Raw genomic sequence first — 18,851 nt, forward strand, 5'->3', positions numbered from 1 at the left:
GGAGCGTGGCCCCTCGGGGAACAGTCCCCAGGGACTCGGTCCTGCGGGGCGCGGTCCTGCGGGGCGCGGTCCTGCACGGCTCGGACCTGCAGGGCTCGGACCCCTGGGGAGCGGTCGCTCGCGGCTCGGCGCTCCGAGGCGCGCTCCCCCAGGGAGCGGCTCCCAAGGGAGCGGACCCCCGGCGAGCGGTCCTGCGGGGCTCGGGACCCCGGCGAGCAGTCGTTCGCGGCTCGGTGCTCCGGGGCGCGATCCCCCGAGGCGTGCCCCTCCGGGACGCAGTCGTGCGGCAAGCGGCCGCTCGCGGCGCGGCGCTCCGGAGCGCGGCCCCCCAAAGCGCGATCCCCCGAGGCGCGATCCCCCGAGGCGCGGCCCTCCGGGACGCGGTCGTGCGGCAAGCGGCCGCTCGCCGCTCGGCGCTCCGGAGCGCAGCCCCCCAAAGCGCGATCCCCCGAAGCGCGGCCCCCCGAAGCGTGCCCCTCCGGGACGCAGTCGTGCGGCAAGCGGCCGCTCGCGGCGCGGCGCTCCGGAGCGCGGCCCCCCAAAGCGCGATCCCCCGAGGCGCGATCCCCCGAGGCGCGGCCCTCCGGGACGCGGTCGTGCGGCAAGCGGNGCCGGGGTCCCCTCCGGCGTGTGGGGTGGGGGGCCTGGCGCGGGGCGGCTGCCTGTGCCGGTGTCGGTGTCCGGGGTTGCGATGTCGCGGCCCGCCGCGGCGATCACCGCCCACAGCACCCAGACCACGCCCAGGAGTCCGCGGAACCAGGCCGGGCCCAGCGGAATCCAGGGGATCATCAGGACCGCCTTGTCGAAGGCGTCCAGGAGGGTCAGCACGCCGAGTGCGACCGTCGTCCAGCCCAGGACCGGGCGGCCGGACCGGCGCAGGGCAAGGCCGATGCCCGTCCACCAGGCGCCGATGAGCAGCAGGGCGAGCGCCGGGACGTAGGACGCGGCGAGGCTGGTCGTCGCGCCCGCGACGTCCAGCGCGAGCCCGACCGCGCCCACCGCCGAAGCGATGGTCGCGAGCCGGTCGTGGCGGAGCCTGCGCCGCCACAGCACTCCCCCGACCAGGGCGAGCACGACCGCGATACCCAGCGAGAGCTGGACCTCGATCCGCTCGATGCCGCGCGCCCCGTACCAGTCGCAGCCGGCCGGAAGGCGGCGGGCCTGGACGTCGTAGTCGGCGCAGACCAGCAGGTGGGCGAGTTTGGCGGGCTCTCCGGCCAGCCGGTCGGAGCCGCCGGACACCGCGCCGCGCCGACCGCCGCACTCGGGCAGGGCGCGCGGCGACGAGGCCCCCGCGTCCGACTGCCAGCAGTTCCCCTCGCCCTGCCCGTCCCACCAGACGTCGGTGCGGTTGGGGCGCGACTTGCCCTGCTTGTCCTCGCCCAGGTAGTTGCCCGCGTACCGGTTGTGGTGGGAGGTGTCGCCCTGCTTCGACCAGGCCGACTCGCCCCGGATGAAGGCGGGTACGGCACTCAGGAAGAAGGCCGCGCGGTCGTGCCCGTACACCCAGTTCTTCTCGTAGATGTTCCAGTTGCCGCCCGCGGTGATGATGCCGGTGCCCGGCGGCATGGAGATCTGCGGGCAGACCACGCCGCGTTCGTAGCCGCGCTCCACGGGCGGTTTGGCGCAGGTGCCGTCGGCGACGTACCGGTAGTAGTCCTGGTTGTTGTCGTGGATGAGGTTGCGTTCGAACTTGGCGTGGTTCTGGGGCAGTCCGGGGTGTCCGGGGAAAGCGGAGTCCATGGAGGCGCCGCCCATGTTCTGGTCGAACTCGTTGTCGTGGACCCAGACGGAGTCGCCCGCCGTGCCCGAGTAGCCGACCATGTTGTGGTGGCTGCGGCAGCCGGTGATCTCGATCGAGTAGCGCGGAACGTCATAGCCACGGCCGGTGTTGATGTCGGAGGCGCTGCCCGGATAGATGCCGGAGTCGCCGTTGCCGTAGGACTCGCAGTCCTTGTAGAGCCCGTGGTCGCTGGCGAAGGTGAGGAAGCCGTACTCGTCGTTCCAGCGGGTCAGTACGTCGTCGATGACGAAGCCGTCGGCGGCGAGGATGTACAGCGAGTTGAAGGTGGTGCGCTGGGCGGTGAAGTTCCTGAAGTAGATGCCGTCGGCGCTGTCCGCGCGTACGGCGTTCAGCTTCCGGTACTTGGCGTCGATCACGACGTCGGTCCGCTCCGCGCCGGTGCCCTCGATCTGCAGGTCCTTCTTGCCGAGGATCGCGACCAGGTTCTGGTTGTGCGGGCACCGCTTCTGCTGCGCGTACGACAGGACCTGGTAGCCGAGCGCGGACTTCGGCGCCTTCAGGCGTGCGCAGGCGCCCTTCGGCTTGGGCTGCGAGGGCTCCTCCTCGTAGAGCCCGGGCAGGATCGCGATGTTCATGCCCGGTTTGTCGACCGCGTCCACGGCCTCCTGGAGGTGCCGGTAGCCGTCGTCCACGCAGCGCGTGAACAGCTTCAGGTTCCGTTCGCGCAGCTCCTTGGGGAAGCCGGATATCCGGCGTTCGAAGGCGCCCCGGTCGGTCTTGCAGACCAGCAGGTCCGGCTCGCCGCCGCGGTGTTCGGGGACGCTTCCGGAGCCGTCCGGGAAGTCGACGGGCCGCTCTTCGTGCGCCGTGGCCGCCGCGGCGGCGGCCAGGGTGAGGGCGAGGGCCACCACGACGGCAAGGAACCTGCGGGTCCAGCGGGTCCATGACATGCGCGAGAGAGTAGAGGATTGTTCATCTTTTGGAACCCCCCGCGCACAGGGAGTTTTCCGGCCTCGCGCGGCAGCGATCACCGTTGACGGGCACCCCGAGGAATCCTACGGTTGTCCATAGGAATCCTTCGGCACCCAGGAGCGGTCACGATGAGCGGCATCGAGCAGGCGAGGAAGACGGCCCAAGGGCTCGGCGGGCTGTCCGGATTCGGCAACGAGCACAGCTCGGAGGCGGTACCCGGCGCCCTCCCGCTCGGCCGCAACTCGCCCCAGCGCGCCCCACTCGGGCTGTACGCGGAGCAGCTCAGCGGCTCCGCCTTCACCGAGCCCCGCGCGCACAACCGCAGGTCATGGCTCTACCGCATCCGCCCGTCGGCCTCGCACCCGGCGTTCGTACGCACCGACAACGGGGCCCTGCGGACCGCGCCCTTCACCGAGACCGTCCCCGACCCCAACCGGCTGCGCTGGAACCCACTGCCCGAGCCCGCGCCCGGCACCGACTTCCTGGACGGCCTGTGGACCCTCGGCGGCAACGGCGACGCGACCCAGCGCACCGGCATGGCCGTGCACCTCTACCACGCCAACGCCGCCATGGACCGCCGCGTGTTCAGCGACGCGGACGGTGAGCTGCTGATCGTCCCCGAATACGGCGGGCTACTGATCCGCACCGAATTCGGCCTGCTGCACGCCGAGCCCGGCCACATCGCACTGATCCCGCGCGGTGTCCGCTTCCGCGTGGAGCTCCTCCAGGAGAGCGCCCGCGGCTATGTCTGCGAGAACTACGGCGCCCCCTTCCAGCTCCCCGACCTCGGCCCGATCGGCGCCAACGGCCTCGCGAACGCCCGTGACTTCCTGGCGCCCGTCGCCGCGTACGAGGAGGTCGAGGGCCCGGACGCCTCGGTCGAAGTGATCAACAAGTTCTGCGGGAACCTCTGGAAGGCGACGTACGACCACTCCCCGCTGGATGTCGTCGCCTGGCACGGCAACCATCTGCCGTACGTCTACGACCTGCGCCGCTTCAACGTCATCGGCAGCATCAGCTACGACCACCCCGACCCGTCGATCTTCACGGTGCTCACCTCGCCGTCGGACACCCCAGGTCTGGCGGGCGTGGACTTCGTGGTGTTCGCGCCGCGTTGGCTGGTCGGCGAGGACACCTTCCGGCCGCCGTACTTCCATCGCAATGTGATGAGCGAGTACATGGGCCTGATCGAGGGCGCGTACGACGCCAAGGCGGAAGGCTTCGTTCCGGGCGGCGGTTCGCTGCACAACATGATGTCGGCGCACGGCCCCGACCGGGAGACCTTCGACCGGGCCAGCGCCGCCGAGCTCACGCCGCAGAAGGTCGACGACGGCCTGGCGTTCATGTTCGAGACGCGGTGGCCGGTGACCCTCGCCCCGCACGCCGCGACGGCGGACCATCTCCAGCAGGGGTACGACGACGTGTGGCAGGGGCTCCAGCGGCACTGGGGATCTGAGGGATACTCCCCCAGTGATGACAGTCGATCGTAAAACGGAGCAGCCGTGACCGCCTTTGCCCCGGACTCGATCGTCCTTAATCGCAAGTTGCCTCTGTGGTATCAGGTTTCGCAGTCGCTGCGTGCCTCGATACTCGGGCGCCCGCCCGAGGCGCCGCTACGGCTGCCCACCGAGGAACAGCTCGCGCTGCACTACGGCGTCAGTGTGCTCACCATGCGGCAGGCGCTCAAGGAGCTGGAGGACGAGGGCCTGATCAGTCGGCATCGGCGGCGCGGCACCTTCATCGAGCCGAGCGCGCGGCGCGGCAGTCCGGTGCGGCTGCTCGGCTCGGTGGACGCGATCGTGGCCCAGCAGTCCGGTATGTCCACCGAACTGCTCGACCACGGCACGGTCCCGGTGCCGCCCGAGCTCGCCGAGTACTTCCCGGACGCGGGTGGGGTGTCGACGTACCACCGGCTGCGCAGCGACGAGAAGACCGGCGAGCCGACCAACCACGCGCGCAACTACGTACGGCCCGAGGTCGCCGAGCGCATCGACCTCGCCGATCTGGCCCGCTGGCCGATGACCAAGGTGCTGCGCGACGGGGTCGGGGTGCGGATCAGCCGGATCACGGACACGGTCGAGGCGCGCCTCGCCGACCCGGAGACCGCGAGCCTCCTCCAAGTCCCGCTGCTCAGCCCGATCCTGCACTACACCGGCGTCACCTACGACGAGGAGGGCCGGGTCCTGGACGTGGCGCGCATCCACTATCGCGGCGACCGTTTCTCGTTCACCGTGACCCTGGACGCCCACTAGGAACCACGCCGGTGCCGATGTTCAACTCTGTGTGCAGGACGGCACCCTGGCCGCCGCCGGAGCGTTCGCGGAGCATGCCGTCGAGGATCTGAGTGACCTCGGCGGTCTGCGGCCCGGTGAGCCCGGCGATCCACCCGGCGCCGATCGGGTGGCTGCTGCGGACCGCGTCCAGCAGCTGCGCGGCGGAGTCAAAGGACATATCCAGCACCTCCCCGCGCACGGCGACGTCCTCCAGCCCCGCCTCCCGCAGCTTGGCCGTGAACCGGTCCGGGTCGGCGAGCTGGAACGGCAGCGGGGGCGGGTCGGTAGGCAGCGGCACGAAACCCGGTACGGCGGCCCTCAGGGCGCCCGCCGTCCAGGCGATGAACTCCGCCTTCTGCGGCTGGGCGAACGCGGCCACCAGCACGGTGCCGCCGGGCCGGGTGACGCGCTGCATCTCGGCCAGCCCGCGCCGCAGGTCCGGGAAGAGCGAGACGCCGTTGAGCGACACGGACACGTCGAACGTGTTGTCGTCCAGCTCCAGGTGCTCGCCGTCCATGACGAGCGCACGGACCGCTGTCAGGCCCTCCGCACGGGCGCGCCGGGCGAGCCGGTCCACCATCGCCGGTGCGATGTCCACGGCGACGACCTGTGCGCCGCGGCGCGCCGCCGGGAGCGCGAGGGCGCCGCTGCCGGCGGCCACGTCCAGCAGCCGGGTGCCGGGGTCGAGCCGTACGCGCGACAGGATCCGGTCGCCGAACAGGAGGGTGTGCGGCGTGATGTTCCGGTCGAACGCGGGGGCGATGGTGTCCCAGGCAGCGCGGGTCTGTTCGGGTGCCGGGTACTGAGTGGGAGCGGTCATGGCCGTGCTCCTTCCTTGCTCGGTGTCCGCCTTAGCGGACTGGGTGTCCGCCTTAGCGGACTGGGTGTCCGCCTTGCCGGACTGGGTGTCCGCCTTACCGGGAGGCCGGAAGCGCGGTGCGCAGCGCGGCCACGAAGGCGTTCGGGTGTTCGAGGTTGGGGTCGGCGCCGCAGTCCTCGATGATGTGCAGCGGCCAGCCGTACCGTGCCGCGGCCCGCTCGGCGAACCTCAGCCGCGTCTCGGGGTCCTGGCGACCCCAGATCAGCGTGGTGGGGACGGTGATGCCGTCGAGGTCGGCGTCGGAGACGGGCTGCATCGCGAGTGCCTTCATCAAGGCGCGGCCTCGGGCCTTCGCACCAGGTGCGCGGGCCCGGTCCAGGGTGTAGTCGGCGATCCGGTCCCAGCTCTGGCCCATATCGCGGCCCACGCCGTCGAAGTCCACCATGCACCGGCCGAGCATGCGGTCCCGGCTGCGTTCGGTGGAGTGCAGTTGGAAGGCGGCGACCGAAAGGGCGAACCGCGGCGCCGGACGGAAGGGGCCCAGGCCGAAGGCATCGGCGAGGACGAGTCCCGCGAGGCTCTCGGGGTGTGCGGCCGCGAACCGGGCGGCGATCGCACCGCCGATGTTGTGTCCCACCAGGACGGGCGGGGTGGCACAGGTCTCGTCGACGAGTGCCGTGAGCCATTGAACCGCCAGGTCCGCGGTGGGCGGGCGGTCGTCTTCGATGGCGGACTCGCCGTGTCCCGGCAGGTCGGGAACGACCAGCGAGCAGGTGCCCACCAGCTGCGGGACCACCCGGATCCACACGGTGCAGGACTGCCCGACGCCGTGCAGAAGCACCACGGGTGGCCCGCTGCCGCCCTCCAGGGCGGCGGTCGACACACCGGCGAGGTCGCGCCGGTGCTCGGTGAGCGGAATGTCCGCAACCAGCTGCCGCCTGGCGTCTTGTGCGGTGGCTGTGCTCATCACTGCCTCCTCTCCGAGGCCCCCCGGCTCCTTCGGGTACCGGCCTTCGAGTACCGGCTCCCTCGGATATCGCACGAACAGTCTTCGCCCGACGGCGACCGCGCCGCATCGGGCGAATCACGCAGATCCGGCCGGGCGGAAAACATGGGTCGAACCACCCATGCGCGGCAGCTACGACAGCCCTACCGCACGAGGCCGTGCTCGTAGGCGTACGCGGTGGCCGCGGACCGGCTGGAGACGCCCAGCTTGGCGAACATATTGCTCAGATGGCGGGCCACGGTCTTCTCGCTGATCACGAGCGTGGCGGCGACCTCCCGGTTGGTGGCGCCCCCGGCGACGAGCCGCAGCACCTGCGCCTCGCGCGCGGTCAGCCCGCCGGGCAGGGGCGGCTTCGACGACCGGCCGGACAGCCGCTCCACACGGGCGAGTTCCGGGGCGGCGCCGAGCTGCTCGAAGACCGTGCGGGCGGCGTCCAGCTCCAGCTCGGCCGTGTCGTGGTCGCCGAGCAGCGCGCACGCCTGGGCCATCAGGACACCCACCCGCGCCGCCTCGTACGGGATCCGCAGCTCCTGCCACGTCGCCCGGGCGGCGCTCAGCGCCTCCCACGCGCCGGACGCGTCCCGCTCCGCGAGCAGCACCGCACCACGCGCACCCGCCGCGACCGCGCGCAGATACGGCGATCCGAGGTCGTCGGCCGCCTTGCCCAGCTCGTCTGCGGCCTCCCGCGCGCCACCGGTGTCACCGGCGGCCAGCACGATCTCGACGTAGGCGGCGAGAATCCGGGCGCGCCGCACCCGGTCGCCCTCGGCCTGTGCCGCGACCCTGCGGACGGCCGCCTCGGCGTCGGCGGTGCGGCCCTGGGCGAGTCGCACCAGCGCGAGTCCTGGCTGCGGCGGGTGGCCCCAGCGTTCGGCCTGACGGTAGGCCTCCTCGGCGTGGGTGAAGGCGCCGCGCAGCCGGAGCAGTTCGGCCCGCTGGTACTGGGCCATGCCCAGCGCCGGATCGGTGCCGTCCGCCATGTGGGCGCAGGCCTCCCGCACCTCGTCCAGTGCGGCGGACCACGCACCGCGCAGCTGCATGACCTCCGACCGGTGGACAAGGCACTGACCGCGGTAGGGCTTGAGGCCGGGCTGCCCTTCGCACCAGCGGCTGAGGGCCGCCGTCCACTCCGCGGCGCGGTGCACGTCGAATGTCTCCCGGCAGGCGATGATCACCGCACAGTAGACGATGCCCGAGGCGACCGGGGAGACCTCTCCTGCCGTCACGGAGACCATCGCCTCGTCGAGCAGAGCCGTACCGCGCGCGGCGTCTCCCGCGGCGATGAGTGCCTGCCCCTGGCCGAGCCTGGCGAGCGCCGCGAGGTCGGCGTCCCCGAACCGCGTGGCGATGCGCTCGGCCTCGGTCAACGCGGCGCGGGCCCGGTCGAAGTCCCCGGTCCCTAGGGCCTGGACGCCGCCTGGCACCAGCAGATAGCCGCGCTCCACGCAGTCCTCGCCCGACTCGTCCAGGATCCGGGCCGCGCGGGTGAACCAGCCGCCCGCCCGCGCGTGCCCGCCTCGCAGCGCCAGGGTGAGGCCGAGCCAGAAGGCGCACCGCACGGCGCGGCCGGTCACACCCTCCTCGTGGAAGGCGAGGCAGGCCCGCTCCCAGGCGCGGAAGGCCGGTTCCTCGTGCCCGCTCAGATACGCGGCGGTGGCCAGGCATTCGACGTCATCGGCCGTGAGCGGCGCCCGAGCGTCGGCGGCCGACAGCCGGTCGTAGGCCTCGGACCAGCCACGGCGCCGGTACGCATCGCGCCCTTCCGCGAGCACACCACGAGCAGCCGGTCGGTCCGCCATCGCGCGCTCCTCGGGCCAGGGGTGATGTCCTGCCTGCTCCCCGTCCACCCTAGGCCCTGTCTTCAAACTCCCTCCCCCACTCTCGGCTTCGCTCGAGCGGGAGGCCTGTCTTCAAACTCCCTCCCCCACTCTCGGCTTCGCTCGAGCGGGAGGTGCCCTCCTCCGTGCGACGCCTGGCACGCACTCTCGCCGCACGGCCCGCCCTCCGGGCGGACGGCGGGAGTTTGAAGACAGGGCCTAGGCCGGGCGCGGCACCCACGCAGGCCCGGCTCGGCAGCGGCGCAAGGCCCGCGCGGCCCCTTGCCCGCAGGATCAGGGCGGCCGGTCGGCCCTCTGATCACGGTCGTCGTGCGTGAGTACGATGCTGGGCGTGACGCACGACGACGCACCGCTTCTCGCGGACCTCATGCCGTGGTCCGTCGCACCGCTGCGGCTCGGCCGCGCCTGGCCGATGGCGCCGGACGCGGCATCCCTCAGGTCTCGTTGGGACGCCTTCGTCCGCGCCGAAGGAGCCGACCGGGAGGCCCTGCTGCGGCCGAGCAGGTCCCGCACCCTGCACAGCGCGGTCGCCCAGCTGCCGGGACAGCGCTCGGGTACCGGGCGGTTGGCCCGCGCATCCGGGCCCTGCCCCGAACCCGTACGGGTGCTGCACGGACCGTTCGACGAGCAGTGGCTGATCCCCGATCACCGGCTGATCGACGCGGCCCGCCCCGAGCTGTGGCGGGTCGCCGACCCCCACCAGCTGTTCCTGGTCGAACAGGGGTACGTGCCCGGCGCCGGTGGCCCCGCGCTGATCGCGACCGCGCTGCTGCCCGAGGGCCGCTCCCCCGCCGGGCGGCCCGGCCGTATCCGTCCGCTGTACCGCCGTCCGGGTGGCATCGAACCGAACCTGGTGCCGGGGCTGCTGCGGCTGGTCGGCGAGCGGCTCGGCGCGGCCGTCACCGCCGAGCAGCTCCTCACCTGGACGCTGGCCACGGTCCGCCCGACCGCCGCCGGCTGCCGGGTGCCGCTCCCGGCCGACCCGGACATCTGGGCGCACGGCGTGGAGCTGGGCCACCGTCTGCTCTGGCTCCAGCTGCGCACCGGCGAGCGCCCCAAGCTCCCGGGCGGCCGTCGCCCGTACGTCCGTGCGCCGCTCACGGACCGCCCCGGCGAGCTGCTCTACGACCGCGACGAGGAGGCCCTGCTCATCGGCGAGGGCCGAATCTCCCCCGTACCGCCCGAGGCGTGGGACTTCCATGTGAGCGGCGTACGGGTCCTTGAGCTCTGGTTCGAACGGCGTACGACACCGGCCGAGCCCGGCACCCTGGAGGCGCTGCGCCCGGCCGCCTGGCCGCAGGCCTGGACCTCCGAACTCCTTGAGCTGATCACCGTGCTCGCGCTGCTCGCCGAACTCCGGCCACGGCAGGAGGAGTTGGCCGTGGCCGTCGAGGGCGGGATCACGGCGGCGGAGCTGCACCGGGCCGGGGTGCTGCCGCCCCCGGACTCCGCCCTGCGGCCGGCCTCGGTCCTCGATCACCACGAGGAGGGCCCGGACGGGCAGTTCGCCCTGCTGTGAACCACGCGTGACCCCGCGTGACCACGTGTGACCCCGGGTGACCGAGTCCTCGCGGCCGGGCCGGGAGCACGGGGGTGACAGCCGGGAGCACGGGGGTGACAACGGCGGCAGGCCAGGTGAGGATCGTGCACCATGCAGCCACTTCCCCTGGACGGCATCACGGTCGTCGCCGTCGAGCAGGCCGTGTCGGCCCCGTTCGCCACCCGTCAGCTCGCGGACCTCGGAGCCCGGGTGATCAAGGTCGAGCGCCCGGACGGCGGCGACTTCGCCCGCGGCTACGACACCGCGGCGCGCGGCCTGGCCTCGCACTTCGTGTGGGCGAACCGCGGCAAGGAGAGCCTCGCCGTAGATCTCAAGGACCCTCGAGGGCTGGCGGCCGTACAGCGCCTGATCGCGGACGCGGATGTGTTCGTGCAGAACCTCGCACAGGGTGCGGCCGCCCGGCTCGGCCTGGACGCGGCCACGCTGTGCGCCCGCCATCCGCGTCTGGTCGCGGTGGACATATCGGGGTACGGAGCGGGCGGCCCGTACGCCGACAAGCGCGCGTACGACATGCTCGTGCAGTGCGAGGCGGGTCTGGTCTCGGTGACGGGGACACCGGAGCAGCCGGTGAAGGCCGGGATTCCGGCCGCCGACATCGCGGCCGCGATGTACGCGTACTCGGGTGTGCTCGCCGCCCTGCTGCGGCGCGCCACGACCGGTGTCGGCGGGCCGCTGGAGATCTCGATGCTGGAGGCGCTGGCCGAGTGGATGGGGCATCCGCTGCACCATGCGATGCACGGCGGCACAGCCCCGGCGCGCGCCGGTCTGGCGCACGCCGTCATCGCCCCCTACGACGCCTATCCGACGGCGGACGGGGCGCGGGTGCTGCTGTCGGTGCAGAACGACCGGGAGTGGCGGCGGCTGGCCGAACAGGTCATCGGCAGGCCGGAGTTGGCCGACGATCCGGTGTACGCGACGAACGCGGCGCGTACCGCCCACCGCGAACGGACGGACGCGCTGGTCGCGAAGGCGCTGGTGGAGCTGGACGCGGACGAGGCGCTGCGGCGGCTGGAGGGGGCCGGAATCGCCTGTGCCCGCCTGCGGGATGTCCATGAGGTCGCCGCGCATCCGCAGCTGGCGGCCCGAGCGCGCTGGCGGGATGTGGACTCACCGGTCGGGCCGCTGCGGGGCATGCTGCCACCGGTGACGATGCCGGGCACGGTGGAGCCGGCGATGGGGGCGGTGCCCGCGCTGGGCGAGCACACGGGGGCGGTACTGCGGGCCGTGGGGATGACGGAGGCGGAGATCACAGCGATGCGCCGGGACGGTGTGATCGCCTGAAGCGGGAGGGTGTGACCGTCTCAGGAGGGTGGCCGGAACGGGTCACGGCGGATCAGACCTGGTGGGGCGAGCGGCGCCGTACCGACGGGCCGTGCCCCGGCATGATCCGCCGGACACGCCCCAAGGTCGTGGGCCCACGGTCCGCGGGCCCCGACAGCGGTCGCCTTCGCCCTCAGCGGGCTCAGCGACCGCCGAAGAGCGTGCGGCGCAGTCGCCGCAGCGGCGCGAAGAGCGAGACCCGACGCATCCGCGCGCCCCGCCCCGTGCGCTCGTGCGCGACATCACGCGCGGTGAGCTCACGCATCAGCAACGTCGCCTCGACCGTCTCACGCTGCGGGACGGCAGGTCCGCCCAGCACCGAAAGATGACGGTCAAGACGAGAGCTGGTCGCGCTGCTCCCGCAGGTGATCGCAGGGACTCGCGCCCTGCTGCGCACTGTTATCTGTTCCATGTCACTCCCCACCCGTACGAGGGCACCCGGCCCGGGCAGGCTAACCCTATCGCTCCTCAGTGACACTCGTGTATCCCGGCCACCGGATTCACCTCTCCCGCAAGGATGTTGACAATTACTCTCCGAATCCACCTGATTCCAGGTGGAGTTGGACAGTGCTGTCGAGGAGGGAGGCAACCCCGCCCGACCAGGGTACTTTGGTGGGAAATCGCTCCACCGCGGATGGGGGTTCGCCTGTGAGCGACGCACCGGGAAGCACAGGTCAGCACGGCCAGGGAGAGGGCGAGCGGGTGATCGCGGGCCGCTACCGCCTGCTCGGCGCCCTGGGCGCGGGCGGTATGGGCGTCGTATGGCGGGCCCGTGACGAGGTACTGCAGCGCGAGGTCGCCGTCAAGGAGGTCCGTGCTCCGGCCGGAGTGCCGCAGGAGGACGTGGAGCGGCTGTACGCGCGCCTGGAGAACGAGGCCTGGGCCGCCGCCCGGGTCTCGCACGGCTCCGTGATCACGGTCTACGACGTGGCGCTGGAGGGCGGCCGCCCGTGGATCGTGATGGAACTGGTGCGCGGGCTCGCCCTCTCCGACGTCCTGGACGCCGAGGGCCCGATGTCCCCGCAGCGCGCCGCGCGGATCGGCGCCGACGTACTCGCCGCCCTGCGCGCCGCACACGCGGCCGACGTACTGCACCGCGATGTCAAGCCGGGCAACGTCCTGCTCGCCAACGACGGCCGGGTGGTCCTCACCGACTTCGGCATCGCGCTCCTTGAGGGCGGCTCGCATCTGACGATGACCGGCGAGTTGGTCGGCTCACCCGAGTTCCTGGCCCCGGAGCGGGCGCAGGGCCGCACGCCGGGTCCCGAGTCGGACCTGTGGTCGCTGGGCGTCCTGCTGTACGCGGCGGTCGAAGGGAACTCCCCGTTCCGGCGGGACACGCCGTGGTCGACGCTGCACGCGGTCGTCGCGGAGGAACTGCCGTCACCGAGTAGGGCCGGGGCCCTGGCACCGGTCATCGAGGGGCTGCTGCGCAAGGAACCCGCCGAGCGGCTGTCCGCGGCCGACGCCGAGCGTGACCTGAGGAGCGTGGCCGCGGGCGGCACCCCGGTTCCCACGCCGGACACGGTCCTGGACTCCGATCCGCACCGCCAGCCGACGGTCGTCTCACCGTCGCCGTCGCCGTCACCGACGCCGCCGGGGCTCCGGACACGGGCGGAATCCCCGCACTCGGACCCGACCCCGACCCCGGCCCCGGACCCGCGTCCGTCGTCCTCGCGACGCGCCGTGCTGCTGATCGCGGGGCTCGCCGCGCTGCTGCTCGCCATCGGCGGACTGACGTACGGCCTGCTCAACAGCGGGAACGGCGGCGGCTCCAGCAATGGCGGGAGCTCCAACGGCGGGGGCTCCAACGGCGGCGGCGGCTCGGACAGCGGCGGCGACGACGGCGGCTCCAACGGCAGCGGCTCGGACGGCGGTTCCAGCACGAACGGCGGCTCGGACAGCGGCGGCTCAGACACCGGCGGCTCAGACAGCGGTGGCAACAACGGCGGCGGGGACAACGGGGGCGGCAACAACGGCGGCGGCGACGGCGGTACGACTCCCAAGCCCCCGCAGACCGTCGAGGTCACCGTCGCCGCGACCACCGCCGACTACACCGGCCCCTGCCCGCCGCCCCCGGCCCAGGCACCGTCCTTCACCGCGTCGTTCACGGTGGGCCGCACCCCGGCCACCGTCGAGTACCGCTGGGTGACCGCGACCGGCCAGCCATCGGATCCGGGCTGGAAGACCCTCCAGTTCGCCGACGGCGGGGACAAGACCCAGACCGTGAACCACACCGAGCTGGGATACAAGGCGGACGACACCCTGCACAACGAGATCAGCGTGGAGGTACGCAAGCCGGTGTCCACGAAGTCCAACTCCGTGGCATACCAGGTGACCTGCGAAGAGGAGCCCCCGACCAGCGGAGGCTCCTACGCGCCGAACGGCGTTCTCGCGGAGTGGTCGGTCACGCGGCGCGGGTGAGGGTCGGCAGATAGCCGCCCGACTGTCCGGCCGCAGTGGGGTGGTACGACTCGCCGATGTTGCTCCACTTCACGCTGTGCAGCCAGGAGGCACTGGAGCAGATCTCATGCCCCGTGAAGGCCGGGGTGACGTCGGCGAAGGTGAATCCGTGGTCGGCGGCGCGCTTGGCGGTGGCGGTGTTCAGGTAGTCGGCGGCGCCGTTGATGGCGGCGCGCTTGGTCTCGGACAACCCCAGGAAGCAGCCGCCGCCGAGCTTGTAGAAGCGCGGATAGCCCAGCACGACCACATGGGCGTTGGACGCCCTGGACTCGATGGCCGAGTAGACGGAGTCGAGGCGGCCGGGCAGCGTGGTGTCGACGTACCGCTCGGCCTCCTCGATTCGGCTCAGGCAGGCGCTGTCGGACTGGAGCACACAGGTGAGCATGACGTCGGCGAAGCCCGCGTCATTGCCGCCGACCGAGATCGAGACCAGTCCGGTCGTCGAACTCAGCGGCCCCAGCTGGGAGTTCACCACATCACTGGTACGGGCGCCGGAGCAGGCGGTGAAGTGGAACGTCGAGGGTGCGTTGGCGGCCGCCCACAGGGCGGGGTAGGCACGGTTGCTGCGCTTGCAGTCGCCACTGCCGCTGTCGTAGTTACCGGCCCCGACGCCTGACGAGTAGGAGTCGCCGAGTGCCACATAGCCGGAGGCCGCCTGCTGTTCGGCGGATGCGGAGTGCGCCGCACTCGCCCCGGCGAGGGTGAGACCGGCGGCGAGGAGGAGCGAGGTCAGGTATGCCGTGAAACGGGATAATCTCATGGAACCTCCTTTAGCAGGATCACTGCCACAACTGTGGTAGCACGCACCCCATGGCGCCGATAGTGTCCATGCCAAGAAGTTTCAGTACAGAAGTCTTCACCCTGTACAGGTTTAAGTGACCGGTGCCGTTGGGCGGTTCAACTTTCGCTCTGTGTCCGACAAGTGACTCCCCGTCGAAGTCGAGGGGACCCACAGGGCCTTATGGCACCTTGACGGGCCCCCGCCGGTTGCGCGACATTGAAGCCCGCATCCGACGCTTCGGGGGGAAAAGTCGCGTATGCAGACCACCAGTGACACCTCATCAGCACAGCGGCCCCAGAGAGCCGGACCGATGGGCACCCGGCCTTCCGATCACGGGCCGCTGCCCGCACTCGCCGGGGCGGCCTGCGCTGTCGGCGCGGTCGGCGGCGTGCTCGCGTTCGCGGACATCGACGCCTCGCTGCGCGGCCCCTTCGCGCTCTTCTTCCTGCTCGCCGCGCCCGCGAGCGCGGTCGCCCTGGCCCTGCGAGGGCTGGAACCATGGGGCCGCCTGGTGGCGTCCTCGGCAGCAGCGGTAGCGGTCAACATCCTGGTCGCCCAGGCGATGCTGGCCCTGCGGCTGTGGTCGATACGGGGCGGAATCACGGCAGTCGCCGGGATCAGCCTCCTCATTCTGCTGCTGGCCCTGGTGCGGCGCCCACGTGGCGATCGCACGGCGAGAAGACGGACTCCCTGACGTGGACATCAGCGTGTACCGGCCCGGCGAACTGACCGCCGCCGATCGGGCGGCCTGGACCGCCCTGCAGTCCAAGGCACATCTGCAAGGCACACCCGAGCTGGCCAACCCGTTCCTGTCACCCGAGTTCGCCCTCGCGGTGAGCCATGTGCGACACGGGGTGCGGATCGCCGTCGTACGCGAGGACGGGGAGCCCGCGGCCTTCCTGCCGTACCAGCGCTCCCTCACCGGCGTCGGCCGGGCCATCGGTCTCGGCGTCTCCGACTGCCAGGGCCTGGTGCACCGGGCCGGTTTCGCGTGGGACGCCCGGGAGCTGCTCAAGGCCTGCGGGCTCGCGGTGTGGGAGTTCGACCACCTGGTCCAGGGCCAGCCGCCGTTCGCGGCCTTCGCGGCCGCCGACTTCCCGTCCCCGGTCATGGACATCGACCAGGGGTACGCGGCCTATCTCGCCGAACTCCGCTTACGGTCACCGAAGTTCACCAAGTCGACGCTCGCCAAGGAACGCAAGCTCGGCCGCGACACCGGCCAGGTGCGCTATGTGCACGACGAGCGTGACCCGGAGGCCTTACGCGTCCTGATGGAGTGGAAGTCCGCGCAGTACCGCAGGACGGGGCGCAGCGACCGCTTCGCGCACCCCTGGATCACCCAGCTCGTGGAGCGTCTCTTCCACACCCGTTCCACGCCGTCCAGCGGACTGCTGTCGGTGCTCTACGCGGGCGAGCGGCCGATCGCCGCCCACTTCGGACTGCGCTCCGAGCGCGTGCTCGCCTGCTGGTTTCCCGCGTACGACCCGGACTTTTCCAAGTACTCCCCCGGACTGATCCTGCATCTGCGGATGGCCGAGGCGGCCGCCGCCGACGGCATCGCCTATCTCGATCTCGGCCGGGGCCAGAAGGAATACAAAGACTCCCTCAAGACACGGGAACTGACCGTGTCCGAGGGCTGGGTGACCCGGCGTCACCCGGTGGCAATCGGACACCGGGCGCGCCGCGCCCCGGTCCGCGCGCTGCGCAACACCGTGGTGTCCAGGCCCGAATTGTTCGAGCCGGCCGATCGGTTGCTCAAACGGATCGGCAAGATCCGTTCAAAAGAATGAAGCCAGTGGACTCAAAAGAACAAGGAACCGGCCCGCGAACAACATGATCCGTTTGTGCCGGTGAAAACAACTCCAAAGCCAACAAATGCGAGGCCTTGTTCCAGGTCTTGCCATACCGACCCAGTCATCAATACCGTCGTACATCCACCCGCATCGGGCCATCATTCACGCGGATCTAGGGGAGGGCTCAAGAACCGCGATGGTCGTCGGCGCGGGGCGCGGTAGGGGGGTGCCGTGCTCGGTGACCACATGTGCCGAGTCGCGTGCCACGCGGCCAGCTTTGCCAGCTCACCTGGCATGTCCGGTGTTCCACACCGTCATGCCCTCGGTGAGGCCCCCTCTTTCGAACCGGAAACTCATCCGGGCTGCCCGGGGGCGGGCAGTCCACCGGACGAGAGGGAACAGACTCATGAGCTCGATTGTGCGCCCGGCCATACCGGGAAAAGATCCATTACCGTACCGTCCGATCTCCACCCACCTCGCGATAGCGCCTCCGGTGAGCGTCGTCATCCCCGCCATGAACGAGGCGGAGAATCTCCCGTACGTCTTCAAAACACTCCCGGACTGGATTCACGAAGTGGTCCTGGTCGACGGGAACTCCACCGATGACACGGTGCGCGTGGCCCGTGAACTGCGGCCGGACATCAAGGTCGTCCAGCAGCGCGGCAAGGGCAAGGGGGACGCCCTGATCACCGGCTTCGAGGCGAGCACCGGCGAGATCATCGTGATGGTCGACGCGGACGGCTCGGCCGACGGTGAGGAGATCGTCTCCTATGTCTCCGCGCTGGTCTCCGGGGCCGACTTCGCCAAGGGCTCCCGCTTCGCCAACGGCGGCGGCACCGACGACATGACGCCGATCCGTAAGCTGGGCAACCACGTCCTGTGCGCCGTCGTCAACGCCAAGTTCGGCGCCCGCTACACCGATCTCTGCTACGGCTACAACGCCTTCTGGCGGCACTGCCTCGACAAGATCGACCTCGACTGCACGGGCTTCGAGGTCGAGACCCTGATGAACATCCGGGTGGTCAAGGCCGGGCTCAAGGTGCAGGAGATCCCCAGCCACGAGTATCTGCGCATCCACGGCACCAGCAATCTGCGCGCGGTACGGGACGGCCTGCGGGTGCTGAAGGTGATCCTCAAGGAGCGCTCCAGCCGCCGCGCACAGCGCCGCCGTACCCGCGCGGCGGCGGTCCTGCGGGCCGGGCGAGGGGCGGCGTCTTGAGCCACCGGGACATCTCCGTGGTGATCTGCGTGTACACCGAGGACCGCTGGGAGGACATCCTCGCGGCGGTGTCCTCGGTGCGCGCGCAGTCGCTGCCCGCCCTGGAAACACTGCTGGTGGTGGACCACAACCAGCCGCTCCTGGACCGGCTCACGCGGGAATTCAAGGACGCGGACGACACGGACGGCGCAGGCGACCAGGTGCGGGTGCTCGCGAACGCGGGCCCCCGCGGGCTCTCCGCGGGCCGCAACACCGGGATCGCCGCCTGCCGGGGCGAGATCGTCGCCTTCCTCGACGACGACGCCGTCGCCGAGCGGGACTGGCTCCGGCACTTCGCCTCGGGGTACGAGGACCCCCGGGTCCTCGCGGTCGGCGGCCGCACCGAGCCCATCTGGGGCTCGGGCCGCCGCCCCGCCTGGTTCCCCGAGGAGTTCGACTGGGTCGTCGGCTGTACGTACCGTGGCCTGCCGCGTGGGCGCGTCCAGGTGCGCAACGTACTGGGCGGCAACGCGTCCTTCAGGCGCTCGGCCTTCGACATCGCGGGCGGCTTCGCGACCGGCATCGGCCGTGACGGCGACAAGCGGCCGCTGGGCTGCGAGGAGACGGAGTTGTGCATCCGGCTGACCGCGGCAAGGCCGGACGCGGTGCTGCTGATCGACGACCGCGCGGTGATCCACCACCGGGTGCCCAAGGCCCGCGAGCGGCTGCGCTACTTCCGTTCGCGGTGTTACGCCGAGGGGTTGTCCAAGGCGCTCGTGGCGCGAAGTGTGGGGAGCAGTAAGGGACTTGAGTCCGAACGCCGCTACACCACCCGGGTGCTGCCCGCGGGCGTGGGCCGCGGGGTGCGCGACGCACTGCTCGCCCGTCCCGGCGGCGCGGGGCGGGCGGGCGCCATCGTGACCGGCGTCGCCGCCGCGGCCGGCGGATACGTACTCGGCAGCATCCGCGCCCGGCGCTCCGGCGCCGTCTTCACGGCCGCGGAAGTACCGGCCATCGGGGGTCAGCGGCCGTCGCGGCCGCCGGCCGCGGAGGAGGGGGCCGCAGCGTGAACCAGCCCGTAC

The 18,851-nt window shown here is 71.7% G+C and carries 14 protein-coding genes and 2 pseudogenes; 10 read left to right on the forward strand and 6 right to left on the reverse strand.

Translation table 11 applies throughout. The annotated features are described in order from the left end of the window. Positions 1-5 precede the first annotated feature (5 nt). Positions 6-98, forward strand: a pseudogene (locus tag U9R90_RS22940) (pentapeptide repeat-containing protein); the annotation flags it as partial. 433 nt (positions 99-531) lie between these two features. Here U9R90_RS22940 and U9R90_RS22945 read toward each other — a convergent pair. Further along, a pseudogene (locus U9R90_RS22945) lies at positions 532-2,694 on the reverse strand (right-handed parallel beta-helix repeat-containing protein); the annotation flags it as partial. Between the two features lie 150 nt (positions 2,695-2,844). Between U9R90_RS22945 and hmgA the strand changes: the two are divergent. Together hmgA and U9R90_RS22955 are read left to right on the forward strand one after the other, a co-directional pair. Beyond that, positions 2,845-4,206: a homogentisate 1,2-dioxygenase gene (gene hmgA, locus U9R90_RS22950; RefSeq protein ID WP_411058542.1), complete on the forward strand. Its 1,362-nt coding sequence runs from the start codon at positions 2,845-2,847 to the stop codon at positions 4,204-4,206. 12 nt (positions 4,207-4,218) lie between these two features. Next, positions 4,219-4,968: a GntR family transcriptional regulator gene (locus tag U9R90_RS22955; RefSeq protein ID WP_411058543.1), complete on the forward strand. Its 750-nt coding sequence runs from the start codon at positions 4,219-4,221 to the stop codon at positions 4,966-4,968. On the opposite strand, the gene U9R90_RS22960 is transcribed toward U9R90_RS22955, so the two are convergent. From U9R90_RS22960 to U9R90_RS22970, 3 genes are all read right to left on the reverse strand, one after another. Next, entirely contained in the window at positions 4,943-5,809 is an 867-nt protein-coding gene (locus tag U9R90_RS22960; protein WP_411058544.1) for a class I SAM-dependent methyltransferase, read from the reverse strand. The two genes, U9R90_RS22955 and U9R90_RS22960, sit on opposite strands and share 26 nt — an antisense overlap. Before the next feature lie 94 nt (positions 5,810-5,903). Continuing rightward, positions 5,904-6,776, reverse strand: a complete 873-nt coding sequence (locus U9R90_RS22965; protein WP_411058545.1) for an alpha/beta fold hydrolase — start codon at positions 6,774-6,776, stop codon at positions 5,904-5,906. A 182-nt stretch (positions 6,777-6,958) separates the two neighbouring features. Next, on the reverse strand, positions 6,959-8,614 hold the full coding sequence (locus U9R90_RS22970; RefSeq protein ID WP_411058546.1) for a LuxR C-terminal-related transcriptional regulator: 1,656 nt from the start codon (positions 8,612-8,614) through the stop codon (positions 6,959-6,961). Between the two features lie 361 nt (positions 8,615-8,975). On the opposite strand from U9R90_RS22970, the gene U9R90_RS22975 reads away from it, so the two are divergent. Together U9R90_RS22975 and U9R90_RS22980 are read left to right on the forward strand one after the other, a co-directional pair. Continuing rightward, positions 8,976-10,172, forward strand: coding sequence for a type ISP restriction/modification enzyme (locus tag U9R90_RS22975; protein WP_411059776.1), 1,197 nt, complete (start codon positions 8,976-8,978; stop codon positions 10,170-10,172). A gap of 132 nt (positions 10,173-10,304) precedes the next feature. Continuing rightward, complete coding sequence (locus U9R90_RS22980; protein ID WP_411058547.1) at positions 10,305-11,495, forward strand: CaiB/BaiF CoA transferase family protein; 1,191 nt, start codon at positions 10,305-10,307, stop codon at positions 11,493-11,495. A 181-nt stretch (positions 11,496-11,676) separates the two neighbouring features. Here the strand turns inward: U9R90_RS22980 and U9R90_RS22985 are convergent, their stop codons facing one another. After that, positions 11,677-11,946 (reverse strand): hypothetical protein, encoded by a 270-nt coding sequence (locus tag U9R90_RS22985; protein ID WP_411058548.1) that lies wholly within the window; start codon positions 11,944-11,946, stop codon positions 11,677-11,679. Positions 11,947-12,182: 236 nt separating this feature from the next. On the opposite strand from U9R90_RS22985, the gene U9R90_RS22990 reads away from it, so the two are divergent. Continuing rightward, positions 12,183-13,958 carry a serine/threonine-protein kinase gene (locus U9R90_RS22990; RefSeq protein WP_411058549.1) on the forward strand — a complete coding sequence of 592 codons (1,776 nt, stop codon included), beginning with the start codon at positions 12,183-12,185 and terminating at the stop codon, positions 13,956-13,958. Here U9R90_RS22990 and U9R90_RS22995 read toward each other — a convergent pair. Continuing rightward, a complete protein-coding gene (locus U9R90_RS22995) occupies positions 13,942-14,757 on the reverse strand; it encodes an SGNH/GDSL hydrolase family protein (RefSeq protein ID WP_411058550.1) in 816 nt (271 codons plus the stop codon). The two genes, U9R90_RS22990 and U9R90_RS22995, sit on opposite strands and share 17 nt — an antisense overlap. Before the next feature lie 331 nt (positions 14,758-15,088). Between U9R90_RS22995 and U9R90_RS23000 the strand changes: the two genes are divergently transcribed. From U9R90_RS23000 to U9R90_RS23015, 4 genes are all read left to right on the forward strand, one after another. After that, a complete protein-coding gene (locus tag U9R90_RS23000) occupies positions 15,089-15,472 on the forward strand; it encodes a hypothetical protein (RefSeq protein ID WP_411058551.1) in 384 nt (127 codons plus the stop codon). A gap of 1 nt (position 15,473) precedes the next feature. Next, positions 15,474-16,568, forward strand: coding sequence for a GNAT family N-acetyltransferase (locus U9R90_RS23005; RefSeq protein ID WP_411058552.1), 1,095 nt, complete (start codon positions 15,474-15,476; stop codon positions 16,566-16,568). A 409-nt stretch (positions 16,569-16,977) separates the two neighbouring features. Continuing rightward, positions 16,978-17,790 (forward strand): glycosyltransferase family 2 protein, encoded by an 813-nt coding sequence (locus tag U9R90_RS23010; RefSeq protein WP_411058553.1) that lies wholly within the window; start codon positions 16,978-16,980, stop codon positions 17,788-17,790. Further along, a complete protein-coding gene (locus U9R90_RS23015) occupies positions 17,787-18,839 on the forward strand; it encodes a glycosyltransferase family 2 protein (RefSeq protein WP_411058554.1) in 1,053 nt (350 codons plus the stop codon). The genes U9R90_RS23010 and U9R90_RS23015 overlap by 4 nt, the downstream gene beginning before the upstream one ends. Positions 18,840-18,851 lie beyond the last annotated feature (12 nt).

This window comes from Streptomyces sp. E11-3, from assembly GCF_046540415.1.
Lineage (GTDB): Bacteria > Actinomycetota > Actinomycetes > Streptomycetales > Streptomycetaceae > Streptomyces.

Bases quoted from the DNA above. Each gene is read 5' to 3' on its own strand.
- hmgA (WP_411058542.1), top strand. From the start codon at position 2,845: ATGAGCGGCATCGAGCAGGCGAGGAAGACGGCCCAAGGGCTCGGCGGG.
- U9R90_RS22960 (WP_411058544.1), bottom strand. From the start codon at position 5,809: ATGACCGCTCCCACTCAGTACCCGGCACCCGAACAGACCCGCGCTGCC.
- U9R90_RS22965 (WP_411058545.1), bottom strand. From the start codon at position 6,776: ATGAGCACAGCCACCGCACAAGACGCCAGGCGGCAGCTGGTTGCGGAC.
- U9R90_RS22970 (WP_411058546.1), bottom strand. From the start codon at position 8,614: ATGGCGGACCGACCGGCTGCTCGTGGTGTGCTCGCGGAAGGGCGCGAT.
- U9R90_RS22975 (WP_411059776.1), top strand. From the start codon at position 8,976: ATGCTGGGCGTGACGCACGACGACGCACCGCTTCTCGCGGACCTCATG.
- U9R90_RS22980 (WP_411058547.1), top strand. From the start codon at position 10,305: ATGCAGCCACTTCCCCTGGACGGCATCACGGTCGTCGCCGTCGAGCAG.
- U9R90_RS22985 (WP_411058548.1), bottom strand. From the start codon at position 11,946: ATGGAACAGATAACAGTGCGCAGCAGGGCGCGAGTCCCTGCGATCACC.
- U9R90_RS22995 (WP_411058550.1), bottom strand. From the start codon at position 14,757: ATGAGATTATCCCGTTTCACGGCATACCTGACCTCGCTCCTCCTCGCC.
- U9R90_RS23000 (WP_411058551.1), top strand. From the start codon at position 15,089: ATGGGCACCCGGCCTTCCGATCACGGGCCGCTGCCCGCACTCGCCGGG.
- U9R90_RS23010 (WP_411058553.1), top strand. From the start codon at position 16,978: ATGAGCTCGATTGTGCGCCCGGCCATACCGGGAAAAGATCCATTACCG.